Source organism: Microcoleus sp. EPA2 (genome assembly GCA_020882975.1).
Classification (GTDB): Bacteria; Cyanobacteriota; Cyanobacteriia; order Cyanobacteriales; family Microcoleaceae; genus Microcoleus.
In genome coordinates this window covers 36,830-59,284 of sequence record JAHRFD010000020.1, presented here as the reverse complement: position 1 = coordinate 59,284, position 22,455 = coordinate 36,830, and the positions used below count along the sequence as shown (strand labels likewise).

The following is a 22,455-nucleotide window of genomic DNA, read 5'->3' as shown; positions in this document are numbered from 1 at the left end:
CAAGTATCGAATCGAACCTATAATCCGATCGCACTTCTGATACTTGAGTTCGCAGAATTTGTCGGGTATCTGGGTAGTCTATTTTTTTAGTTAGGCTGACTTATTCCCAAAGCCCAGGCTGTTTGACATCCTGGAGCAAGGGTGTATTCTCCAAATTCTAACCCTGCTTTTTCAGGTTCTGGCGAGGTCTTGATTAAAAATAAGTTTTCACTCCCAAGGACTGCGGAGGCTAATTTGAGGCGTAGTATCGGCATTCATTGGTAAAAGGACTTATTAACTGAAGATTCAGGCCTAGCTAGATGTTAGTAAAACGGGCTGAAGCTAAAAATTCGGCTGGTAGCTGATTGGCTTGTCCTACTGTAGTATTTTGAAACAAAATTGTGAAGGCTCCTGCTCCTAGTTTATGTTGCGGCCACATCCGATAGCAAGGAATTGCACTCAGGTGCGATCGATATTTCTCTAAATGTGGAACTACTACTGGCTGAAATTGTGGAAATTTGCTTAACAGCCATTCACCCACTTGTTCATTTTCTGCCGTTGAGTAGGTACAGGTCATGTAAGCGAGATAGCCCTGGGGTGCTACAATTTTGGCAGAATTAGCTAAGATTCTTTTTTGGCGGCTGGCGTTGCTGTTAATGGTGACTGGATGAAAGCAGCCCGGTGCTTTTTCTCCTTTTGCTAGCAATGATTGACCTGTACAAGGAGCATCTACTATGACTAGATTCGCAGTTTCTGGTAACTTTTCTGCCAGAATTTTTGAATCTAGGTTAATTGTAGCCGATCGCCTAATCTGGCAGCGCTTTAAGTTAGATAGCAACATTCCGACGCGCTTGCCGATGACTTCGTTGCACAGCAGTAATTCTGGGTTTAATGTTTTCCAAGCAAATATACTTTTTCCTCCGGGGGCGGCGCAGATATCTAAGATGAACTTGATTGGCGGTTTTATGGTTAATAAGCTGGAGGCGGCGAAGATGGAGGAAAAGTCAAGACAATAATAATGTCCTTCTTGATGTAAGAAGTGTTTACCCGGTTTGGTTTTGAGAGCAAGTCTATCTACGAATTCGGGTTGCCAAAGTGTCGTTTGTTCTTGCTCGAATGGGTGATTTGTGGGTTTTGGTTGCAGCCACAGGATGGCTGGATTAAATGGTTGGGGGTTGATGACGGCGTGAATAAATTTTTCTTGTTCTTGACTCTCTGCAAATAAAGTTCGACTGAGTTTCAGCAGTAAATTAGACGGTTTCTCCATAGACGATTAAGATAGGAATTAAGGGAAAATGAGCGCTTTTTTAGGGCTGTTTGCTCCTTATTTGGGATGTTAATTATAGACATTGGTGCATCGGCCCCTAGACCTGTGTTGGTTAATTATTATTGTCACATCGAAGGTGTCACAGGCGGTAAGTCCGAATTGTTTTTAGCCTCTGCTAAGGCTGACCTATGTTCGCCCCTCAGCTTGGGTTTTAAATACAAGTTTTCAATCAAAGCAGCAACTCCTGCAAACCAAGGTGGCACAATCACCGCCCCGATAATTCCCAATACTTGAACCCCTCCTAAAACCGATAGTAATTGATACAAAGGATGAACTCCTACGGAGGAACCGACCAATAAAGGATCGAGGACGTAAGTTTCTAAGTTTTGGACGATCGCAAATAATAGCAATACCCATAAAAGTACCCAACCACCTTTAGCTAATGCTACGATTAATGCTGGCACTGCTCCCAATACCGGGCCGATGAAGGGAATTAGGTTGGTCACGCCTGCGATCGCACCTAAGCCTAGAGAAAATTCCGGCATTCCCAAAAGGCTCAAACCCGTGGTAATGAATAGGCCTAAAATCCCGGAAACTAAAAATCGCCCGCGAATGTAACTTCCCATTCTTTGACCAATCGGTGTAGCTTGGGCTGCTAATCTTTCATCCCAAGGTTTGGGGAAAAACTGCACTAAACTGTTAATTAAGGTTTCGCTATCTGCTACCATGTAACCTGAGATAAACAAAGCTAAAACTAAACTGAAAAAACCGCCGAGAATGCCTCTGGTTAAACTATAGGATCGCAACACCAATTGTTGACTGGATCGAATCAGCCAATTAGTCAAGGATTGAGTATCCAAAAATTGTCCCACCAAGCTTGGTGCATCGTCAGTCAAGCGACTTGCTAAGCTGGTGGCTGCGGTTTCTAGACTTTCGGCATAAACTGGTAACTGTCGCAGCAGTAATTCTATTTGTTCGATGACTGTGGGGCCAATTAATACTACAGTGCCACTAAATCCGCCGATGAGAGCTAAATAAACCATAATCACTGCCAGCCAGCGGGGAACCCGCCTGGTTTCGGCCCAATTGACTATGGGTACGATGGAAGCGGCGAGCACGACTGATATCATGATAATTACTAACAGGCTCCGCAATTGCCACAGCAGCACTAACAGCAAAGAAGATGCTATGATGAGCAGCAAGTTCGGTAAAGAAATAGTTATCCGCTGTTCTGACATAATTAAATCATAAATGTAGTCTAAGAGGGCTGGTTTATCTATCTCTTCCTTTACCCCAAATAGTTAGGGTGAACCCCGCCCCTACTTATATTATAATACAAAGTAACTTTTGCACAAAAAAATAATATGCAACCGCAATCTTCAACTCAAGATGTGTCAGCCATTCTGTCGATTAAATCACCAACGCTGTTTTATGAGTGGCAAAATTATCGCTGTGCTTATGAAGTTTACCGCCCAACTACTGCAACTGAAGATAGCATTCCTTTGTTATTAATTCATCCTATAGGAGTTGGTTTGTCAAGGGTCTTTTGGCAGAGATTTTGCGAAAGCTGGAACCAAGCAGGCCACAGCAATCCAATTTACAATCCCGATCTTTTGGGTTGTGGGGAATGCGAAATGCCTGCTGTAGCTTGCTATCCTGACGATTGGGCTGCACAGTTGCAGTATTTCTTGGAGACTGTAGTCAAAAAACCTGCGATCGTCCTGGTGCAAGGTGCTTTATTATCAGTAGCTTTAGCTTTAGTCAAAAATCAGCAGGAAAGCGGCTTGAATTTAATCGAGGGGCTAGTGCTGGCCGGGCCTCCCGCTTGGGGAGTAATGAACAAACATTCTACCGCACAGCAGCAAAGAATTGTGTGGAATTTGTTAGATTCTCCCTTGGGAAATGCGTTTTATCGCTACGCCAGACGCGCTGATTTTCTGCGTTCTTTTTCTATTAAACAACTGTTTGGGGATGCGGCAAAAGTTGACAGCGAATGGCTGGATGCTTTGCAGGCTGGGGCGGCTAATCCTGACAGCCGTCATGCGGTTTTTTCGTTTTTAGCGGGTTTTTGGCGGCAGGATTATAGTAGCACTATCCAAAAGTGCGATCGCCCCACACTCGTTATCATGGGAGAACAAGCTTCAAGCATCAGTCAAGCTGGTAAGGAAGAAAAACCGGAGGAAAGATTAGCACAATATTTAGCTAATTTTCCCAAGGCGGAAGGTTTATTAATGCCGGGGCGCAATGTTTTGCCTTATGAGTCTACCGCAGAATTTGTTGCTGCTGTGGCGAAGTTTGTGAATAAGTTAAATAATCTAGGCTAAACTTAAATAAAAGTGTACTCAACTCGGTTTTGTTATGAGTTATCGGAACATCATTACGATTGAACCAGGTAAACGCGGTGGAAAGCCTTGCATCAGGCGAATGCGAATTACGGTATATGATGTGTTGGGTTGGCTGGCTGCGGGAATGTCTCATGGAGAGATTATCGACGACTTTCCAGAGTTGATGGAGCTCTACATTCGAGCGTGTTTAGAATTTGCTGCTGACAGAGAACGTTGTCTGATTGCTGTGGTAGGTGGCGTCTGAAACTGCTGTTTATGAAACTTCTATTTGACCAAAACTTAAGCCGGAAACTCGTAATATCAATTCCGGTTGTACCGTCAGGTGATTTAACCACGAAGGCGCGTTCCCCGCAGGGGTTCCCGTAGGGTAGGACGCGAAGGAAGAGAAGAGAGAGTTTAATAATTCCGATGAAGAGAGGATTTGGTATAACTCTACTTGCTGATATTTTCCCTGAATCTAGTCATGTTCAGTAAGAAACTGGTGGCTTTAAGTTTGTACAATCAGTTAAGAATTCGGCGGTTAAAACCGCTTATAGAAGAAGAAAGTCTGCCTCCGCAGACTAAGATTGAGTTTCAACCTCGATGCCAGATTGTTGTACCATCCTTTTGATCGATTAAAGTAATTCCTCGATCCTTAAGTTCATCACGAATGCGATCGCCCTCAGCAAAATTCTTCGCTTTCCGGGCATCTTTCCGCTGCTGAATCATGGCCTCAATCTCTGCATCCGTCAAACCACCAACCGAGATTTTAGTCTCAGCTTCCGGCGAAAATTCCAAACCCAAAACACCCGCCAAATTCACCAAAGTTAGCCATTTTGGCTGCAACAATTCCGCAGGTGTTTCGGTTTTCCCTTGATGTACCAAAACATTACCTTCCTTACCCAATTCCTTAGCCAATTCAAACAGCACAGTCAAGGCAGCGGGCGTATTAAAATCATCATCCATAGCTGCTTGAAATTGCTGCACAAATGTGCTATCTTGTGCCGTCAAATCATAATTTTTCTCAGCATCCCAACCCAGTGTAGAACCGTGTTGAGTACCAAAAAGTAAGCCTTCCTTCAGAGTTTTCCAGCCATTTTTTGCAGAGGCGATCGCCTCTTCGGTAAAATCAATCTGACTGCGGTACTGCGCCATCAACACAAACAACCTCACCGCCATCGGTTCAACGGGCTTTCCCTGACTGTTACTCCCCCCCTTACCAAGGGGGGGCTGGGGGGGGTGAGATTCATTCTGACTCCCCCCCTTTGTAGGGGCGGTGCCCCCGTGCCCGCCCTCTGAGGGGGAATCCGACTCCAAATCACCAGACCAATTCCCCTCCAACAAATCGCGAATTGTAATAAAATTGTGCAAAGATTTTGACATCTTTTTGCCATTGACAGTCACAAAAGCATTGTGCATCCAATAATTAGCAAGCAACTTCCCCGTCGCCGCTTCAGATTGAGCAATTTCGTTCTCATGGTGCGGAAAAATTAAATCGGAACCGCCGCAGTGAATGTCAATAGTTTCGCCCAAGCAATCGCGCACCATGGCCGAACATTCAATGTGCCATCCGGGGCGGCCTTTTCCCCAAGATGAATCCCATGCAGGTTCCCCTGGTTTAGCACTTTTCCACAGGGCAAAATCAGATGAATCTCGCTTTTTCTGAGCTTCTATTTCTGCGGTTTCCAATCTACCACTAGCCCCAGCCTGCATTTCTTCCAACTTGCGGCCGGAAAGTTTTCCGTAATCGGCAAACTGCCTCACATTGTAGTAAACATCGCCGCCAGAAGCGTAGGCATAACCTTTATTTTCTAATTCGTGAATCAGCCGTTTTATGCCATCCATCGAGTGAGTGGCGCGGGGATATTCATCGGCCCTGAGAATATTCAGTTGGTCCATGTCTGCGAAGTATTCATCGATGAAGCGTTGGGCTACGGCTTCCATTGTGGAATTTGTTTCGCGGGCGCGGTTGAGAATTTTGTCGTCAATATCGGTAAAATTTTGGACGTAGCGAACTTCGTAGCCGCGCCACATCAAGTATCGACGCACCATGTCCCACACAATGTAAGCGCGGGCGTGGCCAACGTGGCAGTAATCGTACACCGTAACGCCGCAGCAGTACATCCGCACCTTTTTTGGTTCGATGGGTTCAAAAGGTGATTCGCGACGAGTCAAGCTGTTGTAAAGCGTTAGGGCCATGGGATTTGATATTTGAGATTGATGTACTGCTGTAATTTATTATATTGCGGTTGTTGAATCTTTTTACAACTGTATCGATCGGCTACCAAACATTTGTTAAATCTAAGACAAATCCCGGTAATACATCTTCCCCGGATAAAGTGGTGGGATTATCTAATATTTCCACATCCCGATTTTGTCTGTATATCTCGACTTTCTGGTTTTTGCGATCGATTAACCACCCCAAATGCGCTCCATTTGTGATGTATTCTCGCATTTTTTCTCGCAATGGTTCCATGTTGTCAGATTTAGAGCGCAATTCTACAACAAAGTCTGGACAGAGAGGAGCGAAGCCTTCTCGTTCTTTGGGTGTGAGAGTTTGCCACCGTTCTAATTTAACCCAGGAAGCATCTGGGGAGCGATCGGCACCATTGGGCAGTTTAAAACCGCTAGAAGAGTCAAATACTACTCCTAGCTTGGTTTGGCGATTCCACAGCCAGAGTTGTCCTGACATATCTTGGTTTCGATTGCCTGTCTCACTTCCAGTGGGTGCCATAATGATTAATTCTCCTGTAGCAGTTCTCTCTAGCCTTAAGTCACGGTTGACGGCAGCAATTTGCTGGAACTGTTCGTCAGTTACTTTGAAGGTTTGGGGAATGGTAATGGTGGTTTGGAGCATACTGGGCGGCCTCGCGATCGGCTATTACCTATTCTATTGTGTCACAAAAGCTTGCCAGGTTATATCTGTTTTTTAAAGTAACCTTGTACTATTTGCGAATCACGTCCAAAAAATAATTGTGCATCATCTCAGACCAAAGAAACCGGGTTTTTATTATTTTTTGGGTGCTGTGACGAAGTTTTTTCAAAAAAACCCGGTTTCTGGCCACCCGTTCGTAATTCCCAAGTGGAGCGGTTACGCTGGAACGATCGCCTTTTGAAGATGAATAATATTTCCCTCGGAATTTAAAATATAAAACCATTCCCTCGGAATGATGGTTTGATTCAGTATCCTGAGATGATGGCTCAACTGTTCAATAGAGAATGTTTCTACATAAGTGACAGTTTTTGTATCGCAGGGTTTGAGGCGATCGTTTTCTCCAATGTAGCGGTCCTCACCAACATAGCCTAAACTTGACAAAAGTTCTTCTACTTCGAGTTCATAGTATAACTACGCAAACAAACAATTCAATAATCTGCCAACGCTGACAAAACTAAATAATAGCTACTAAAGAAACCGGGTTTTTCACCGAATCTGTGGGCTGTAACGAAATGTTTTGGGAAAAAACCCGGTTTCCGGCCACCCATCAGTAATACCCCGATCGCCCCCAACCACAAAAATGTCATCAAATCATAATATTTTTCTCAAGACCGATCCCCACAACTAAAAAATGTTAAGATTTCATGACATATCGATCCCCAAAATCACGAAAATGCGTATAAGTACCCATGATTGAGGCGAAAAACCCCTTGACCAGACCGTAAATTGTCTGCATGATTAAACCATGACAAAGCGATCCCAAAGAAATGCTGTGAATAAGCATTTCTGCGAGTCAAGGAGCGTGCGAGCTGCGATCAAGAGCATTGGTAGTAGCATCGATCGCACTCACTCTCATCGATTTTGTCGAGTAAAAATCGAGGGAAAACCTTTAGCTAGACCGGATGTAGCGCGCGGAAGCCAACAAGTTATAGCCTCCATATGGGCGACCTAACTAAGTGAAAACAAGCAAGGCTTCAAAGGTTGGAGAGATTTGGAAGCTCAAGCATATTTGCAGTTATCAAGAGTTTCTAGCTCAAAAAGTCAACATATTTATTGTATGTTGCCGGAAAACCTAACCCGCCATCCAAAATTAGTGGAGAAAAAATTTATGGCAAAAGAACGCCCACCATTAGAAGAGATGACTTTGCGGCAACTACGCAAAGTAGCTAGCGAATGTGGAGTCTCCCGCTACAGCCGGATGCGGAAATCGCAACTTCTGGCATCAATTCAAGAAATTCAGCGTACCAAATTTTCATACAGTCCATCTCGTAAATTAGAGGCGCAAGAAACAGTGGAAGCAGCAAAATTTGAACTAGGTCAAGAAGATCGGACAGGTGGTTCTCTTTCCTCTGTCGATGAAGGTTTAGCAGATTTACCCAACGGCTATGGCGAAAGTCGGGTTGTGTTGATGCCACGAGACCCCGAATGGGCTTATACCTACTGGGATATTTCAAACGATCGCAAACAAGAAATGCGCCGTCTGGGCGGACAGCAACTGGCCCTGCGGATCTACGACGTTACAGATGTTAACCTCGATACTCAAAGCCCGCACAGCATCCAAGAATATCCTTGCGACGAACTAGCCCGCGAATGGTACGTCCCAATCCCTGTAAGCGATCGCGATTATGCGATCGACATCGGCTACCGCTGCGCTGACGGTCGTTGGTTGGTATTAGCGCGATCGACCCAAGTCCGCGTCCCGCCAGTCTATCCGAGTGACTGGATCGAAGACCATTTCATCACCCTGGACTGGGAAGAAGACTTGCGCGGCAAAACCTTCGCCGAACTGGTTCCTCCGGCGAAGAAAATGGCAGCAGCAACAGCCACCGCTTACAGCAACGGTAACGGCATTTACCAGGAAATCTTTGGTATGGCAGAATCGGCAGAATCCTTGCGCGTCGCAGGTTCTGTCTTCGGATCGATGCAGCACGTCGCAGGTTCGGTTCAGCAAGTGGGCATCCACGAACAAGCTTTAAGTTCCTACGTTTTCCCCTCCGGTGTGGGTATGTGGGCAGCCCCTGCCATGTCCGCTCTCACCATGTCCGGCGTAGGTATGTCCGCTCTCACCATGTCCGGCGCAGGTATGTCCGCTCTCACCATGTCCGGCGCAGGTATGTCTGGCCTCACCATGTCCGGTGTGGGTATGTCTGGCCTCACCATGTCCGGTGCTGGTATGTCTGGAGTTGGCTTCGCCGCACCGATGCGCCCCCGCCAGTTCTGGTTGGTTGCTGATGCGGAACTGATCGTCTATGGTGCTACGGAACCTGACGCGACTGTATACATTGGCGGACAACAGATCAAACTGAATGCTGATGGCACTTTCCGCTTCCAGATGTCTTTCCAAGATGGCTCGATCGACTATCCGATTTTTGCCGTAGCCGCCGATGGCGAACAAAACCGCGCCGTCCACATGAAATTTGAGCGCGAAACCCCTCAACGGAACACCAATACCAAGGAAGATGCTGTGGTTGAGTGGTTGGGTCAATAACCACGATCGATGGGGCGATCGCCAAGCTCTGTGCCAATTTCTGAACCATCACAAGGCCTTGCCAGAGCACAAAACTGATTTGTTAGGGTTAATCCCAGACAACAACCCATAACACCCCCTATGCACCGTTCTCCTATTTCAAGGAGCGGTGTTTTTTGTATTTAGAAATAAGTAGAAGCAACAAGGAAGAAGTTACCCGTCATATAAATTCCGGTTGTATCGGAATGATTTAACCGCGAAGGCGCGAACGGCTTCGCCGTTCCCGTAGGGTAGGACGCGAAGGCAGATAAGAGAGAGTTTAATACAGGACGATGAAAAGAGGATTATATATCAGCCCCCTTTGATACTATGCACTCCCGCATGATTAAGTAAGCTTAAGTTAACTTAAAGTTTTATTGCACAAACGGGCTAAATCCCGTGAAACAACACAAAGCGAGTTATGAGAGAAATAGCGATCGCACAATTCTCTTTCTGACAACATCATGCACAAAATCAACTCCCCACCTTCATGGGGGTGGCAAAAGCCACCCACTTTCTTAGCCCTATTCACCCTCACCCTAGTCGCCGTCTTGTTCCTATTCATCCTCCCAGCCCTCACCCAGCAGCCAGTAGTGCTGACAATGTTAATGCAGGGCCAGGACATTGTGAACTGGAAACCCTTCATCCAAGAATTTGAACAAAAAAACCCCGACATTCGCATCAACCTCATCGAAGGGCCATTTGATAGCAACCTCGTAGAAAATCTTTACACATCTGCCTTTTTATTAGGCGATTCACCCTACGACATCATCAACATGGATATTGTCTGGGTTCCCAAATTTGCCGCCGCCGGATGGGTGCTCGATTTAACAAACAAAATTTCCCCCCAACAACTTTCAAAATTTATCAAAGGTAACGTCGAAGGCGGGCGGTATCGAGGCAAACTTTACCGAATTCCCCACGCTTCCGATGCCGGAATGTTCTATTACCGCAAAGACATTTTAGAACAAGCTGGAATTAAACCACCCCAAACTTTTGAAGAGATGTTTAGGATCTCTCAAAAATTGCAAAAACAGGGAAAAACCACCTGGGGTTATCTGTGGCAAGGCAAACAATATGAGGGAGTATCTGCGATGTTTGTCGAGGTACTAGCTGGCTTTGGCGGCTTCTGGGCGAACCCTGACACCTTTGAAGTTGGGCTAGATAAACCGGAGGCAATTAAAGCTGTTGAATTTCTCAAAAGTACGATCGCCTCTGGGATTTCACCTGCTGGTGTCAGCACCTACGGCGAAGAAGAAACCAGGCTATTGTTTCAAAGCGGTAAATCGCTTTTCTTGCGAAACTGGCCCTATGTTTGGAGGCTAGCGAATACGGCAGGATCGAAAGTCAAAGACAAAATTGCGATCGCACCAATGCTCAGCAGTGTCGGTAAACAAGGCGGTTCCTGTTTAGGTGGCTGGGGCTGGGGAATAGCCAAAACCTCAAAACATCCACAGCAAGCATGGAGAGCCATTCAATACCTTACTAGCGAGGAAACCCAGCGCAAATTTATTTTAGAAACCGGGTTAGTTCCCAGTTACAAATCTCTGTTTTTAGATCCAAAAATTGTCACCCAATATCCCCACTACCCGCAGCTTTTAAAAGTAGTAGAAAAATCAGCTTTGCGTCCTGCTATCGCTCAATATGCTCAAGCTTCAGATATTTTGCAAAGATATTTGAGTGCGGCTTTTACCGGAAAAATGACTTCAGAAAAAGCGATGACAACTGCTGCTAGCGAAACTCGCAATTTATTAGGCAGTTTTAAACAAGCTCAGTAGAAGGAATAAGTTACTTCCCTATGAAATCAGACATAATGCGACAGCGCGAACAAAGAACCGGATGGATATTAGTAACACCAGCTTTAATAATTCTGCTGTTAGTATTTGCTTACCCAATATTGCGCGCTTTTTGGTTAAGTTTATTCACCCAAAACCTCGGTACTGAACTCAAACTGGTTTTTTCCGGTTTTGCTAATTACCATCGTATGTTAGGCGATGGACGTTTTTGGCAAACCTTGAGCAACACTACAGTATTTACTGTTGTTTCTGTGGTGGTGGAATTAATTCTGGGTATGGGCATTGCCTTAGTATTAAATCAATCTTTCCCTGGGCGCGGGATTGTGCGGACAATTTCTCTGCTACCTTGGGCACTACCCACTGCATTAATGGGAGTAGCTTGGGCGTGGGTTTTTAACGATCAATACGGCGTAGTTAACGACTTTTTGATCCGTTTAGGATTAATTCAAACAAGCATTAGTTGGCTGGGAGATCCAACTTTAGCAATGATGGCAGTGATTACAGCAGATGTCTGGAAAACTACGCCGTTTGTCAGCTTGCTTTTATTAGCTGGATTGCAATCTATTCCGGCGGATTTGTATGAAGCTCATGCGATTGATGGTGCTAGTAGCTGGCAGAGTTTTCGTCAAGTTACCTTGCCGCTGCTGATGCCCCAAATTGTGATTGCTTTGCTGTTTCGATTTGCTCAGTCTTTCGGCATTTTTGACTTGATTCAGGTGATGACGGGAGGAGGGCCAGCCGGGGGGACTGAAACCGTTTCTATCTACATTTACAGTACGGTAATGAGGTATTTAGACTTTGGTTATGGGGCGGCGTTGGTAGTGTGTACTTTTTTGTTGTTAGTGGCAGCAGTTGCGATCGCAGTTTACTGGTTATCGAGATCCCGTGTCAATGCAGCCGGAGGAAATTAAATTATGTCCATAGCCCGCGAACAACCTACCCAAAAACCTTTTCACATCCAGCAATTAATTGTCCCCATATCAGCGCTGTTAATTGCCGCATACTTTCTCGCACCGATTATCTGGCAGGTGCTGACTTCTTTCAAGGTAAATGCAGATATTTCTGCTATTCCCAATGTCTACATTCCCAAGCGAATTACCTTCGAGCATTATCTGTCTTTATTCCGCCGCCGCCCTTTTGGACTTTACATTTTAAATAGCGCTTTTGTGTCCATTACTTCTACACTCTTGTGCTTGGCTGTAGGAGCACCTGCCGCTTATGCTTTGGCAAGATTGCGACTGTGGGGCGAGAGAATTATGCTGGCGATGATTACGATAGTGACGCTATTTCCAGCGGTTTTGCTATTCTTGGGAATGTTGGAAATTGTGAAAGCCTTAAATTGGGGAAATAATTATTTAGCATTAATTATCCCTTACACGGCGCTCAATTTACCGCTGACTATTTTAGTGATGCGAAGTTTTTTTCAGCAGTTACCAAAAGACTTGGAAGATGCAGCTAAGGTGGATGGATACAATACGGTTCAAATGCTGTGGCAGATTGTGCTGCCGATGACTTTTCCCGCTTTAGTGACCACGGGAATTTTAACGTTTATTTCTGCTTGGAATGAGTTTATTTTTGCACTAACATTTATGACTCGCGAATCTCTGAAAACTATTCCTGTAGCAACCGCTCAACTCAGTGGTGTGTCGGTATTTGAGATTCCCTATGGTCCGATCGCCGCCGCCACTGTTTTGGGTACTTTACCCTTAGTTATCCTAGTTTTAGTATTCCAGCGGCGCATCGTTCAAGGTTTAACAGCCGGTGCAGTAAAAGGATAGTTTTGAACTTTGAGTTATGCTCAAATCACTTATCAACTCTTCCTTCTTCCTTCTTGCTTCTTGCTTCTTCCTTCGCGTCCTACCCTACGGGAACCCCTGGGGGGAACGCGCCTTCGCGGTTCGTATATCAATTAAAAATTATGTCAAAACTAGAACTCAAAAACCTCAATAAAACCTACAACCCTCAAGTTGTTCCCGTCAAAGACATTAGTTTAGACGTCAGCGAAGGAGAATTTCTGACATTACTTGGGCCTTCGGGATGCGGAAAATCCACGACTTTGCGGTTAATTGCAGGATTGGAACAGCCGACTAGGGGCGAGATTAGAATCGGCGATCGCAATGTCACTTATCTTAGACCAGGCGATCGTGATATTGCCATGGTATTTCAAAGTTACGCGCTGTACCCGCACATGACAGTATACGAAAACATGGCATCCAGCCTCAAAATTCGTAAAACCTCCTCTACCGAAATCCACAGATTAGTGACGGAAGTTGCAGCATCCCTGGGATTGACAGAATTACTCGATCGCAAACCAGGTAAACTATCAGGAGGACAGCGGCAGCGAGTCGCCCTCGGACGCGCTTTAGTCCGCCAGCCGGCGGTGTTTTTGCTAGACGAACCTTTAAGCAATCTCGATGCTTTATTGCGCGAAAAAGTCAGGGCGGAACTTAAACAATTATTTGCTTCCCAAAAAGCTCCTGTAGTTTATGTTACTCATGACCAAACAGAAGCCATGACGCTTTCTACCAAAGTCGCAGTTGTCCACAAGGGTAGCATCCAGCAATTAGACCCACCACACCTGATTTATACTCGTCCCGCCAATCAATTTGTAGCGGGTTTTGTGGGTAGCCCACAAATGAATTTGTTTGTGCTTAAATGTCAAGGCAATTTTGCTATATTTGGTGATGTTGGAGTTACTTTGCCGGATTTGCCGACAGTGCCTCCTGAAATTGTGTTGGGAATTCGCCCCGAAAATGTCTGTTTTGTTGATGGGACAGAGGCTGGACAGACAACTATTAAAGGTGAGGTTTATTTAGTGGAAAACTTGGGAATGCAAAACCTAATTAGCATTCGAGTGAAAGGTTTGGAGTCATTGACAGTGCGCGCTTTGCTACCGGGAGACCGTCAGTGGTCTTCAAATATGGTGGAGCTAGTTTTTCCGCCGAGGTTGATACATTGGTTTGATGTCAAGACTGGGAATAGACTTCCTGATTTTTGAATTTTGCCAAATCATTTTAAATTCACAGCCTGTTCCCCAGAGAGTATTTTGGGGCGATCGATTCCTATTAGTTTAAAAAAGATATGAAGATTTATGAAGAAAAATTTTCCCATTATTTTCCTAGCTTCCCTGCTGTTCATTTTTCCTATTGTTTCCCCGACAATTACCCGCGCTCAACTCTCCAAGACGGCGGATGCTAGTGCCAAGCCAACCACTCTGCTCAAAGATGAATTATATTTTGGCTTAACTAAACCCGGAGGAGAGATGATTTCTGAATCAGAATGGCAAGAGTTTGTCAATGTAGTTATCACCCCTCACTTTCGGGAGGGACTAACTGTATTAAACGCCGATGGGCAGTTTCTCAATAGTTCGGGAATTCTGATTCGAGAAAAATCGAAAATAGTTATTTTGATTTATGAAAATATTCCTGAAAAAGAGCGTTATATCCAGAAAATCATTAAAACCTATAAGGACAATTTTCAACAGGAGTCCGTGCTACGGGTAACTAGCCAAGTTCAAGTTTCTTTCTAATTTATCGATCGCTAAACCAGTTTATGATATGATGAGTTAGGGTATTACTCTTAAAAATAATTAGCCAGCAAAAGTAATAAAAATTACAAGTTGTTTGGTTCGATCGCACGCAGCAAAAAGTCCCTAGCAAAACTTTCCCAGGAGCTGACAAAAATATGACCAAGGATGGCAATGATAAAGCTGAATCGCCGGAAAACCGGGATTTAAACAATATGGACGGTATGGCCAAAGCTTTTTTGGTAAGCATGGCTTGGTCCTACGCCGAGGCCTTAGAGAAAACTCAAAAATCGCAAAATCAACAAAAACCAGCGCCGGAATCTCAGAAAGAACAAGTAGATCGCGATACTGAAAGTAATAAATGACACATGATTGAGGCGATCGCCTAAATTCCTTGTTTGTCGAATAGGCCGTCCAAGCTGCGATCGAGATTTAACAAACCTAAGATTCTGCTACAATCCACCTAACATCCCCTGAACTCTTGCCATACACCCATGAGTGAAACCGTCCTAGAAGTTCGCAACCTGCGGGTTGAATTTGACTCTGCCGATGCAGGCGATGGGCCTGCAACAGTCAAAGCAGTTGACGGCATTTCCTTTGATGTGAGGCGAGGCCAAACCCTGGGAATCGTGGGAGAATCCGGGTCAGGAAAATCCGTCACTTCCCTAGCTATTATGGGTTTACTACCCAATGTGTCAACTCAAATTTCGGGGGAAATTTGGTTCTCTTCAACCACAGACGGCACTCACAAACAGCCAGTGAATCTACTGGAAATGTCCTCCCAGGAAAAACAAATATATCGCGGCAGCCAAATTGCCACGATTTTTCAAGAACCAATGAGTTCGCTCAACCCCGTTTATACCATCGGGTTTCAACTGACGGAAGCGATTTGTCTGCACCAAAAGGTATCTCCAAGCGTCGCACGACGCAAAGCCGCTTCTCTGCTGCAAGAGGTGAAGCTACTACCCGATGATGGGGAACTCAAGCAGCAGTGTTTGGCCAGGAAACAGCCGGATTCCTCCGCAGAAGGGCCAGAGGGAATGACGGGAGGCCGCGATTTGATGCAGCTCATCAACGCTCAAAAACAGGCTATGCTCGATCGCTATCCCCACGAACTATCGGGAGGCCAAATCCAGCGGGTGATGATTGCAATGGCCATTTCTTGCAATCCCACTTTATTAATTGCAGATGAACCTACCACCGCTTTAGATGTCACCGTACAAGCAACTATCTTGGCTTTGCTGCGCCAGTTGCGCGACTCTAGAGGTATGGCCATGATTTTTATTACCCACGACTTGAGCGTCATTGCTGAAATTGCTGATGTGGTGGCGGTGATGTATCGAGGTAAAATTGTGGAATGCGAGGCGATCGAACAAATTTTTAGCAATCCCCAACATCCTTACACAAAAGGTCTGTTAGCTTGTCGCCCAACTCTGGAAAAGCAATTGCGCCGCTTACCCACAGTTTCGGATTTTATGGATGTTACCACTAACGCTAGCGGTGAGTTAGTAATTGTGGAAAAATATGTCGATTTAGATGGTGATAGCAGCGGCGGATTGTCCGCTTTTGCCACGGGAAAAGCACCACGGCTACCTAATCTTGGCGCTCCTTTATTGACTGTAAATAACTTAAAAGTGGGTTTCCCAGTGCCTGGTATATTTGGGGAAACTAAGCGCTTATTTATGGCGGTAAATGATATTTCTTTTGAGGTTTATCCAGGGGAAACTTTGGGTTTAGTAGGCGAATCTGGTTGTGGGAAATCTACTTTAGCCAGAGCTTTGTTACAATTAATTCCGATTACTAGCGGTCAAGTTTTTTTTGAAGGTCAAGAAATTACGCCTCCTGCTTACAATATTTCTCAATGGCGATGGATGGCTAATTATCGGATACAGAAAGAGTATGCCCGCAAGTTGCGCTGGTTGCGCAGGGATCTGCAAATTATTTTTCAAGACCCTTTTAGTTCTCTCGATCCGCGCATGAATGTGGGGGCGGCGGTGATGGAACCGATGGTGATTCACCGGGTTGGCAAAAATCAGCAGGAACAGCGCGATCGCGCCGCTTATTTATTAGAAAGAGTTGGTTTGAATCCTAATTTCATGGGGCGCTATCCCCACGAGTTTTCTGGGGGTCAACGCCAGCGTATTTGTATTGCTAGGGCTTTGGCTTTAAATCCTAAATTTATTATTTGTGATGAGTCGGTTTCGGCCTTGGATGTTTCGGTACAAGCCCAAGTTTTAAATTTATTAAAGGAGTTACAGACAGAGTTTGGATTAACTTATATTTTTATTTCTCACGATTTAAGTGTTGTAAAGTTTATGAGCGATCGGGCGATCGTCATGAACAAGGGTAAAATCGAAGAAATTGGCACAGCAGAGCGCATTTACCGCCAGCCGCAACAAGCTTACACCCGCCAACTGATTGCTGCTATTCCTACAGGGAACTTGGAGCGAATTCGGGAACAGCAATTAGGGCGTAAGGCTGCTTTGTCTGCTACTGCTTCTTCCTCTTTCTCCTCAACCGATGATTCTCAAAACCCCTGATTTATAACATTGGTGTTGCAGAGCAGATTTGTGACAAGTCTTAATAATAAAAGCCTGAGATTGTCGTTCTTCATTGTTTCTTCATAAATCATAACCACACCTTCATTTTTTCTTCATTTTTTGTGAATAGCATTAAATCAATCTAATTCAATCGCACTGATTAGAGGAATTAGGCCAATATTACGCCAATATTACGCCAATATTACGCCAAATGTCTAATGCAGATCTCCTAGAGTTAGTGCCATTATAAAAAAGGAATTAAATTTTGATAGATAGCTTTTGTCAGTAATATGAAGTATCCTTTTGGAGCAGGTAATAAATAACAGGTAATTGCAGAATTGTAATTTTAGATCGAGATTTAAACATTTTTATTGCGGTATCAATCCACAATAAGTAACATAATTTTAGAGGAATAATGAAAAATAGCATTCCTAATCTATTTTCAATGGGGATAATTCTACAATTATTATCAAAATTGTTTAGCATAACAGCCAACCTGCATAACTTCTATCAAAGTAAACTAGCCATTCATTTTTTAGCAGTGTCTGCCACAGCTAAGATGTTTTTTTCGGCCGATTCAGGGAGGGTAACTCCTACGGAAAATCTGAAAAAAAAGCAAGCGTTAAACCAAATAAATGCGAAAAATCGCTTGTTTAACTTTTCGTTAGATATTCTATGCGTTATTGGTTTCGACGGTTATTTTAAACTCGTTAATGCCACAACGATCAACTTACTAGGCTATTCCGAATCCGAACTTTTAGCCAGACAATTTATTGACTTTGTACATCCAGAAGACAGAGAAATTACTTCTCAAAAAATAGCATTTATAGCTGACAGTAATTGTTCTCAGCAATGGGAAAGCCGCTATAGATGCAAAGATGGTTCTTATAAGTGGATATCCTGGACTATTAGTTCTGTTAGAGAAGAGGAATTAATCTATGCTGTCGGTCGTGACATTACCGGATGCCAACCCCTAGGAAATTCTATTCTAGCAACTAAAAGTCCGTGGCGAGACCGAGCAGGAAATATAATTGGTATCCTAGGAGTTACTCGCCCTATTAGCGATCGCAAAACCACAGAAGAACGACTACGACAGAAAGCAGAATTTTTGCGTAGCATTTACGACGGTGTGGACTACATCATTTTCGTAGTAGATGTCGGGGAAGACGGAGAGTTTCGCTACGTCGGATTAAATCCAGCAGCCGAGTTACTGGGTGGAATCAGCAGTGAAGAAGCGTGGGGTAAAACTCCACAAGAACTGTTTGGAACAGCTAGAGGAACGTTTTTTCGGACAAAACTGAGAGAATGTCTCGAAAAACAGAGTTCAATTTCCTACGAAGCGATCGCTAATTTTGAGGGTAAAGAAGTGTGTTTGATGACAAATTTGACTCCGCTGCGGGACGAATCTGGGAAAATTTATCGCATTGTTGGTAATTCCACCGATATTAGCGATCGCAAAAAAGCGGAACTATCTTTAGAAGCACAATTAAAACTGTCGGTATTCACAGCAGAGGTAGGAATTGCTCTCACTCAAAATCCCACTTTGGCTGCAACTTTGCAAAAGTGCTGCGATGCAATTGTAGACCATTTGGATGCTGCTTTTGCTCGGATTTGGACTTTAAATCCAGGTGACAATATATTGGAACTACAAGCAAGTGGGGGGATTTATACTAACATAGATGGTACTTACAGCCGCATTCCTGTGGGGGAATTTAAGATTGGTTTAATAGCTCAAGAGCTAAAACCCCACCTGACTAATGCTGTTTTAGAAGATCCCCATATCAGGGACAAAGAATGGGCTTCGCGAGAGGGACTGGTCGCTTTTGCCGGATATCCGCTGATTGTTGAAAATCAATTAGTAGGAGTAATTGCGATGTTTTGTCGCCAACAATTGAAGGAATCAACGAAGATTGCTTTACCATCCATAGCCGATACCATCGCCCTGGGAATTAAACGCAAACAAACAGAAATCGCTCTAGGGAAACAACAGCAAACTTTGAGGGGAATTATTGACAATGCTCCCATCTGGGTATGGATGACGAATACTAGCGGGCGGATGTTGTTAGTTAACAAAACTTTCTGTGAAGATGTGGCCATTCCTGAATCAAATTTTTTGAAAGCATCTCACTATTCCGAAGTTTTGGGAGTAGAGGAATCCGCTAACTGCATGGCATCTGACGTGCAAGCGTGGAGTCAAGATTCTTCATTTTATTGTGAAGAAATTCTGCAATTAGCTGATGGAAAATTACACCATTTAGAGGTTATTAAAACTCAAATTAAAGATAATACTGGCAGTGCAATCGGGTTGATTGGCTTGGGTTTGGATGTGACGGCGCAAAAAGAATCTCAAAGAAAATTGCAAGATTCCGAAGCGAGATTCCGCAAATTAGCTGAGCAGGAAAAAATGCTGAATCAACTAGCGAATCAAATTCGTGCTTCTCTAGATTTAGATACTATTTTAGGAACAACAGTACACCAGATTCGCGATTTACTGCAAGTCGATCGCTGTCTATTTATTTGGTATCAGCCGGACGCAGAACAGCCTGTTTGGAACGTAACATACGAGGCAAAAAATCCTGATTTGCCCTCGGTGTTAGGTTTGTATCCTACTGCGATGACAGGTTCTCACGCGGCACTAATTGCCAATTTAGAAATTATTCGCATCGACGATTTTGAGGCTGTTAATCATGGGGTAGAACGGGATTTTTTCCTGTCTATCGGATTCAATTCTCTGTTGGATATTCCGATTCAGACACCTTCGAGTCGAATTGGCCTAATTTGCTGCGCTACTTCCGGCACCGGGCGGTGCTGGAGTGACGAGGAAGTCGAACTGTTAGTAGCAGTCGGAAATCAATTAACTATTGCGATTAACCAAGCAGAGCTTTACACTCAAAGTCTCGATTCAGCGAGAATTGCGCGAGAACAAGCAACTAAAATAGAAAGGGCTTTGTACGAACTCCAGCAAGCTCAAACTCAGCTCATTCAAGCAGAAAAAATGTCTAGTCTGGGTCAGATGGTAGCAGGCATTGCTCATGAAATAAATAACCCGATCAGTTTTATTTTTGGCAATCTTACTTACACAGAAGAATACACCACAAATCTGATGAAACTACTGCAAATGTATCGAGAGGAATTTCCTGAAGCACCGCCAGCGATTCAGGATCAAATCGATAGTTTAGAACTAGATTTTTTGCTAGAAGACTTGCCGAAAATGCTATCTTCAATGAAGGTAGGAGCGACTCGCATTCGGGATATTGTGCGAAGCTTGCGGAATTTCTCTCGTCTTGATGAATCTGACATGAAAAGTGTCAACTTGCACGAAGGCCTCGACAGCACTTTGATGATTTTGGAACACCGACTAAAAGCTCAGTCCGTTAGCCTAGGGGGTAGGGAGTACCATCGCCCCATAATTCAAGTTATTAAACAATACGGAGAATTACCGCTGGTAGATTGCTACGCCGGATTGTTAAATCAGGTGTTTATGAATATAATAGCTAATGCGATTGATGCTGTAGAAGAACAGGGTCCACATCCGGGAATCATCCGCATTTGTACACAGGTAGAAGGTAATTTGGCGGCGATCGCCATTGCTGACAACGGTGTAGGGATGACAAATGTAGTCAAGCAGCGGATATTTGACCCATTCTATACTACAAAGGCGATCGGTTCTGGGACTGGGATGGGTTTGGCGATTTCCCATTCAATTGTTGTGGAAAAACATCAAGGTGAAATCAATTGTATTTCGGCTCTCGGCAAAGGAACTGAATTTATCATTAAAATTCCAATCATTAGTCATTAGTTGTTAGTCATTAGTCATTAGTTGTTAGTTATTAGTTGTTAGTCATTAGTTATTAGTCATTAGTTGTTAGTTGTTAGTTGTTAGTTGTTAGTTGTTAGTTGTTAGTTGTTAGTTGTTAGTTGTTAGTTGTTAGTTGTTAGTCATTAGTTGTTAGTCATTAGTTATTAGTTGTTAGTTGTTAGTTGTTAGTTGTTAGTTGTTAGTCATTAGTTGTTAGTCATTAGTTATTAGTTGTTAGTTGTTAGTTGTTAGTTGTTAGTTATTAGTTATTAGTCATTAGTCATTAGTTATTAGTTGTTAGTTATTAGTTGTTAGTTATTAGTCATTAGTTGTTAGTTATTAGTCATTAGTCATTAGTCATTAGTCATTAGTCATTAGTTATTGGTTATTGGTTAGTTGCTACCAATTCCCCATTCCTCATTCCCCATTCCCCATTCCCTTTACTTCCATCTAAAATCTACAATCTAAAATGGCATTACCTCCTGGCAGTTTCGGTTTACCACTCATGGGCGATACACTCAACTTTTTGCGAGATTCGCAATTTGCCAAAAAACGCCACCAGCAGTACGGAAATATTTTCAAAACCAGCATTTTCGGACAGCCTACAGTCTTTATGTGCGGTCAGGAGGCGAATTTGTTCGTTTTAAGCCACGAAAACCAATATTTTGTGGTGAGTTGGCCTCCCAGCACGAAAGCACTTTTAGGGCCACTTTCCTTGGCGCTGCAAACTGGTGCTGACCACCAAAATCGGCGCAAGTTGCTATACCAAGCATTTCAACCACGGGCCCTGGCTGGGTACATTGAGGCTATGGAAGATATCACTCAGCGCTATTTGGAAAAGTGGGGACAAATGAGCGAGTTTGCCTGGTATCCAGAACTGAGAAATTATACTTTTGATGTGGCGTGTAAGTTGTTAGTTGGGATAGATAGTGGTTCAGAAAAACCGCTGGGACATTATTTTGAAACTTGGTGTAATGGTTTATTTTCTATCCCTTTAGATTTGCCTTTTACTCGGTTTGGCAAAGCTAAAAATGCCAGAAAGTTACTGTTAGCAGAACTGGAAAAGATTATTCGCGATCGCCAACAAGGAATCCCCGGTGGCAATGATGCTTTAGGTTTGCTAATTTCGGCTCGCGATGATGAGGGAAATAGTTTGAGTGTGGAGGAGTTAAAAGACCAAGTGCTGCTGCTGTTGTTTGCGGGACACGAAACTCTAACTTCGGCGATCGCCTCTTTTTGTCTTCTGTTAGCTCAACACCCCGACGTGATGGCAAAAGTACGAGCCGAACAACAGCAGTTCCCCCCTACAGAACCGCTAACCTTAGAGCAACTCAAACAAATGACCTATTTAGAACAGGTACTGCGAGAAGTGCTGCGTTTGGTGCCACCAGTGGGAGGTGGTTTTCGGACAGTAATTAATGCTTGTGAGTTCGGCGGCTATGAAATTCCTAAAGGTTGGAGCGTACTTTACGAAATCAATCAAACCCATCAAGATGCCACAGTTTATCCTGAACCCGATCGCTTCAATCCCGATCGATTTAACTCCGAGCGATCGGCTAAACCTTTCAGCTACGTACCATTTGGCGGCGGTTTGCGAGAATGTTTGGGCAAAGAATTTGCCCGCTTAGAAATGAAATTGTTTGCAGCAACGATGATTCGGGAGTGCGACTGGGAGCTTTTACCAAATCAAGATTTGAATTTAATCAGAGTACCAACTCCCCATCCCCGCGACGGTTTGCAAGTCAAATTTCAGCGAACAACTATAAAAAAGTAGAAGAGGCAG

Annotated in this window: 17 protein-coding genes; 12 read left to right on the top strand and 5 right to left on the bottom strand. The window is 44.0% G+C overall.

Annotated features, from left to right (window positions below; translation table 11 throughout):
• Nucleotides 1-295 precede the first annotated feature (295 nt).
• Nucleotides 296-1,246: an RsmB/NOP family class I SAM-dependent RNA methyltransferase gene (locus AAFP14_RS17655; RefSeq protein ID WP_341733543.1), complete on the bottom strand. Its 951-nt coding sequence runs from the start codon at nt 1,244-1,246 to the stop codon at nt 296-298.
• A 125-nt stretch (nt 1,247-1,371) separates the two neighbouring features.
• Nucleotides 1,372-2,484, bottom strand: coding sequence for an AI-2E family transporter (locus tag AAFP14_RS17650; RefSeq protein WP_341733542.1), 1,113 nt, complete (start codon nt 2,482-2,484; stop codon nt 1,372-1,374).
• A gap of 126 nt (nt 2,485-2,610) precedes the next feature.
• On the opposite strand from AAFP14_RS17650, the gene AAFP14_RS17645 reads away from it, so the two are divergent.
• Nucleotides 2,611-3,570 carry an alpha/beta fold hydrolase gene (locus AAFP14_RS17645; protein ID WP_341733541.1) on the top strand — a complete coding sequence of 320 codons (960 nt, stop codon included), beginning with the start codon at nt 2,611-2,613 and terminating at the stop codon, nt 3,568-3,570.
• Nucleotides 3,571-3,604: 34 nt separating this feature from the next.
• Nucleotides 3,605-3,835, top strand: a complete 231-nt coding sequence (locus AAFP14_RS17640; RefSeq protein WP_341733540.1) for a DUF433 domain-containing protein — start codon at nt 3,605-3,607, stop codon at nt 3,833-3,835.
• Nucleotides 3,836-4,164: 329 nt separating this feature from the next.
• On the opposite strand, the gene cysS is transcribed toward AAFP14_RS17640, so the two are convergent.
• From cysS to AAFP14_RS17625, 3 genes are all read right to left on the bottom strand, one after another.
• On the bottom strand, nt 4,165-5,769 hold the full coding sequence (gene cysS, locus AAFP14_RS17635; protein WP_341733539.1) for a cysteine--tRNA ligase: 1,605 nt from the start codon (nt 5,767-5,769) through the stop codon (nt 4,165-4,167).
• 82 nt (nt 5,770-5,851) lie between these two features.
• Nucleotides 5,852-6,427 carry a Uma2 family endonuclease gene (locus AAFP14_RS17630; RefSeq protein ID WP_341733538.1) on the bottom strand — a complete coding sequence of 192 codons (576 nt, stop codon included), beginning with the start codon at nt 6,425-6,427 and terminating at the stop codon, nt 5,852-5,854.
• A 234-nt stretch (nt 6,428-6,661) separates the two neighbouring features.
• Nucleotides 6,662-6,886, bottom strand: coding sequence for a hypothetical protein (locus AAFP14_RS17625; RefSeq protein ID WP_341733537.1), 225 nt, complete (start codon nt 6,884-6,886; stop codon nt 6,662-6,664).
• Nucleotides 6,887-7,613: 727 nt separating this feature from the next.
• On the opposite strand from AAFP14_RS17625, the gene AAFP14_RS17620 reads away from it, so the two are divergent.
• The 10 genes from AAFP14_RS17620 (at nt 7,614) to AAFP14_RS17575 (ending at nt 22,446) form a co-directional block, all read left to right on the top strand.
• Nucleotides 7,614-8,993 (top strand): DUF4912 domain-containing protein, encoded by a 1,380-nt coding sequence (locus tag AAFP14_RS17620; protein WP_341733536.1) that lies wholly within the window; start codon nt 7,614-7,616, stop codon nt 8,991-8,993.
• Nucleotides 8,994-9,475: 482 nt separating this feature from the next.
• Entirely contained in the window at nt 9,476-10,789 is a 1,314-nt protein-coding gene (locus AAFP14_RS17615) for an ABC transporter substrate-binding protein (protein ID WP_341733535.1), read from the top strand.
• Between the two features lie 20 nt (nt 10,790-10,809).
• On the top strand, nt 10,810-11,718 hold the full coding sequence (locus AAFP14_RS17610) for a carbohydrate ABC transporter permease (RefSeq protein WP_341733534.1): 909 nt from the start codon (nt 10,810-10,812) through the stop codon (nt 11,716-11,718).
• 3 nt (nt 11,719-11,721) lie between these two features.
• Nucleotides 11,722-12,585, top strand: a complete 864-nt coding sequence (locus tag AAFP14_RS17605; protein WP_341733533.1) for a carbohydrate ABC transporter permease — start codon at nt 11,722-11,724, stop codon at nt 12,583-12,585.
• Nucleotides 12,586-12,725: 140 nt separating this feature from the next.
• Complete coding sequence (locus AAFP14_RS17600; protein WP_341733532.1) at nt 12,726-13,805, top strand: ABC transporter ATP-binding protein; 1,080 nt, start codon at nt 12,726-12,728, stop codon at nt 13,803-13,805.
• A 93-nt stretch (nt 13,806-13,898) separates the two neighbouring features.
• On the top strand, nt 13,899-14,336 hold the full coding sequence (locus AAFP14_RS17595; protein ID WP_341733531.1) for a DUF3574 domain-containing protein: 438 nt from the start codon (nt 13,899-13,901) through the stop codon (nt 14,334-14,336).
• Between the two features lie 155 nt (nt 14,337-14,491).
• Complete coding sequence (locus tag AAFP14_RS17590) at nt 14,492-14,698, top strand: hypothetical protein (RefSeq protein ID WP_341733530.1); 207 nt, start codon at nt 14,492-14,494, stop codon at nt 14,696-14,698.
• A 129-nt stretch (nt 14,699-14,827) separates the two neighbouring features.
• Nucleotides 14,828-16,873, top strand: coding sequence for an ABC transporter ATP-binding protein (locus AAFP14_RS17585; RefSeq protein WP_341733529.1), 2,046 nt, complete (start codon nt 14,828-14,830; stop codon nt 16,871-16,873).
• Between the two features lie 415 nt (nt 16,874-17,288).
• On the top strand, nt 17,289-20,672 hold the full coding sequence (locus AAFP14_RS17580) for a PAS domain S-box protein (RefSeq protein WP_341733528.1): 3,384 nt from the start codon (nt 17,289-17,291) through the stop codon (nt 20,670-20,672).
• A 469-nt stretch (nt 20,673-21,141) separates the two neighbouring features.
• Nucleotides 21,142-22,446: a cytochrome P450 gene (locus tag AAFP14_RS17575; protein WP_341733527.1), complete on the top strand. Its 1,305-nt coding sequence runs from the start codon at nt 21,142-21,144 to the stop codon at nt 22,444-22,446.
• The last annotated feature ends 9 nt before the right edge of the window (nt 22,447-22,455 follow it).

What these genes read in the sequence shown, in the direction of transcription:
- AAFP14_RS17655 (WP_341733543.1), bottom strand. Translation starts at nt 1,246, where the DNA reads ATGGAGAAACCGTCTAATTTACTGCTGAAACTCAGTCGAACTTTATTT.
- AAFP14_RS17650 (WP_341733542.1), bottom strand. Translation starts at nt 2,484, where the DNA reads ATGTCAGAACAGCGGATAACTATTTCTTTACCGAACTTGCTGCTCATC.
- AAFP14_RS17645 (WP_341733541.1), top strand. Translation starts at nt 2,611, where the DNA reads ATGCAACCGCAATCTTCAACTCAAGATGTGTCAGCCATTCTGTCGATT.
- AAFP14_RS17640 (WP_341733540.1), top strand. Translation starts at nt 3,605, where the DNA reads ATGAGTTATCGGAACATCATTACGATTGAACCAGGTAAACGCGGTGGA.
- cysS (WP_341733539.1), bottom strand. Translation starts at nt 5,769, where the DNA reads ATGGCCCTAACGCTTTACAACAGCTTGACTCGTCGCGAATCACCTTTT.
- AAFP14_RS17630 (WP_341733538.1), bottom strand. Translation starts at nt 6,427, where the DNA reads ATGCTCCAAACCACCATTACCATTCCCCAAACCTTCAAAGTAACTGAC.
- AAFP14_RS17620 (WP_341733536.1), top strand. Translation starts at nt 7,614, where the DNA reads ATGGCAAAAGAACGCCCACCATTAGAAGAGATGACTTTGCGGCAACTA.
- AAFP14_RS17615 (WP_341733535.1), top strand. Translation starts at nt 9,476, where the DNA reads ATGCACAAAATCAACTCCCCACCTTCATGGGGGTGGCAAAAGCCACCC.
- AAFP14_RS17610 (WP_341733534.1), top strand. Translation starts at nt 10,810, where the DNA reads ATGAAATCAGACATAATGCGACAGCGCGAACAAAGAACCGGATGGATA.
- AAFP14_RS17605 (WP_341733533.1), top strand. Translation starts at nt 11,722, where the DNA reads ATGTCCATAGCCCGCGAACAACCTACCCAAAAACCTTTTCACATCCAG.
- AAFP14_RS17600 (WP_341733532.1), top strand. Translation starts at nt 12,726, where the DNA reads ATGTCAAAACTAGAACTCAAAAACCTCAATAAAACCTACAACCCTCAA.
- AAFP14_RS17595 (WP_341733531.1), top strand. Translation starts at nt 13,899, where the DNA reads ATGAAGAAAAATTTTCCCATTATTTTCCTAGCTTCCCTGCTGTTCATT.
- AAFP14_RS17590 (WP_341733530.1), top strand. Translation starts at nt 14,492, where the DNA reads ATGACCAAGGATGGCAATGATAAAGCTGAATCGCCGGAAAACCGGGAT.
- AAFP14_RS17585 (WP_341733529.1), top strand. Translation starts at nt 14,828, where the DNA reads ATGAGTGAAACCGTCCTAGAAGTTCGCAACCTGCGGGTTGAATTTGAC.
- AAFP14_RS17580 (WP_341733528.1), top strand. Translation starts at nt 17,289, where the DNA reads ATGAAAAATAGCATTCCTAATCTATTTTCAATGGGGATAATTCTACAA.
- AAFP14_RS17575 (WP_341733527.1), top strand. Translation starts at nt 21,142, where the DNA reads ATGGCATTACCTCCTGGCAGTTTCGGTTTACCACTCATGGGCGATACA.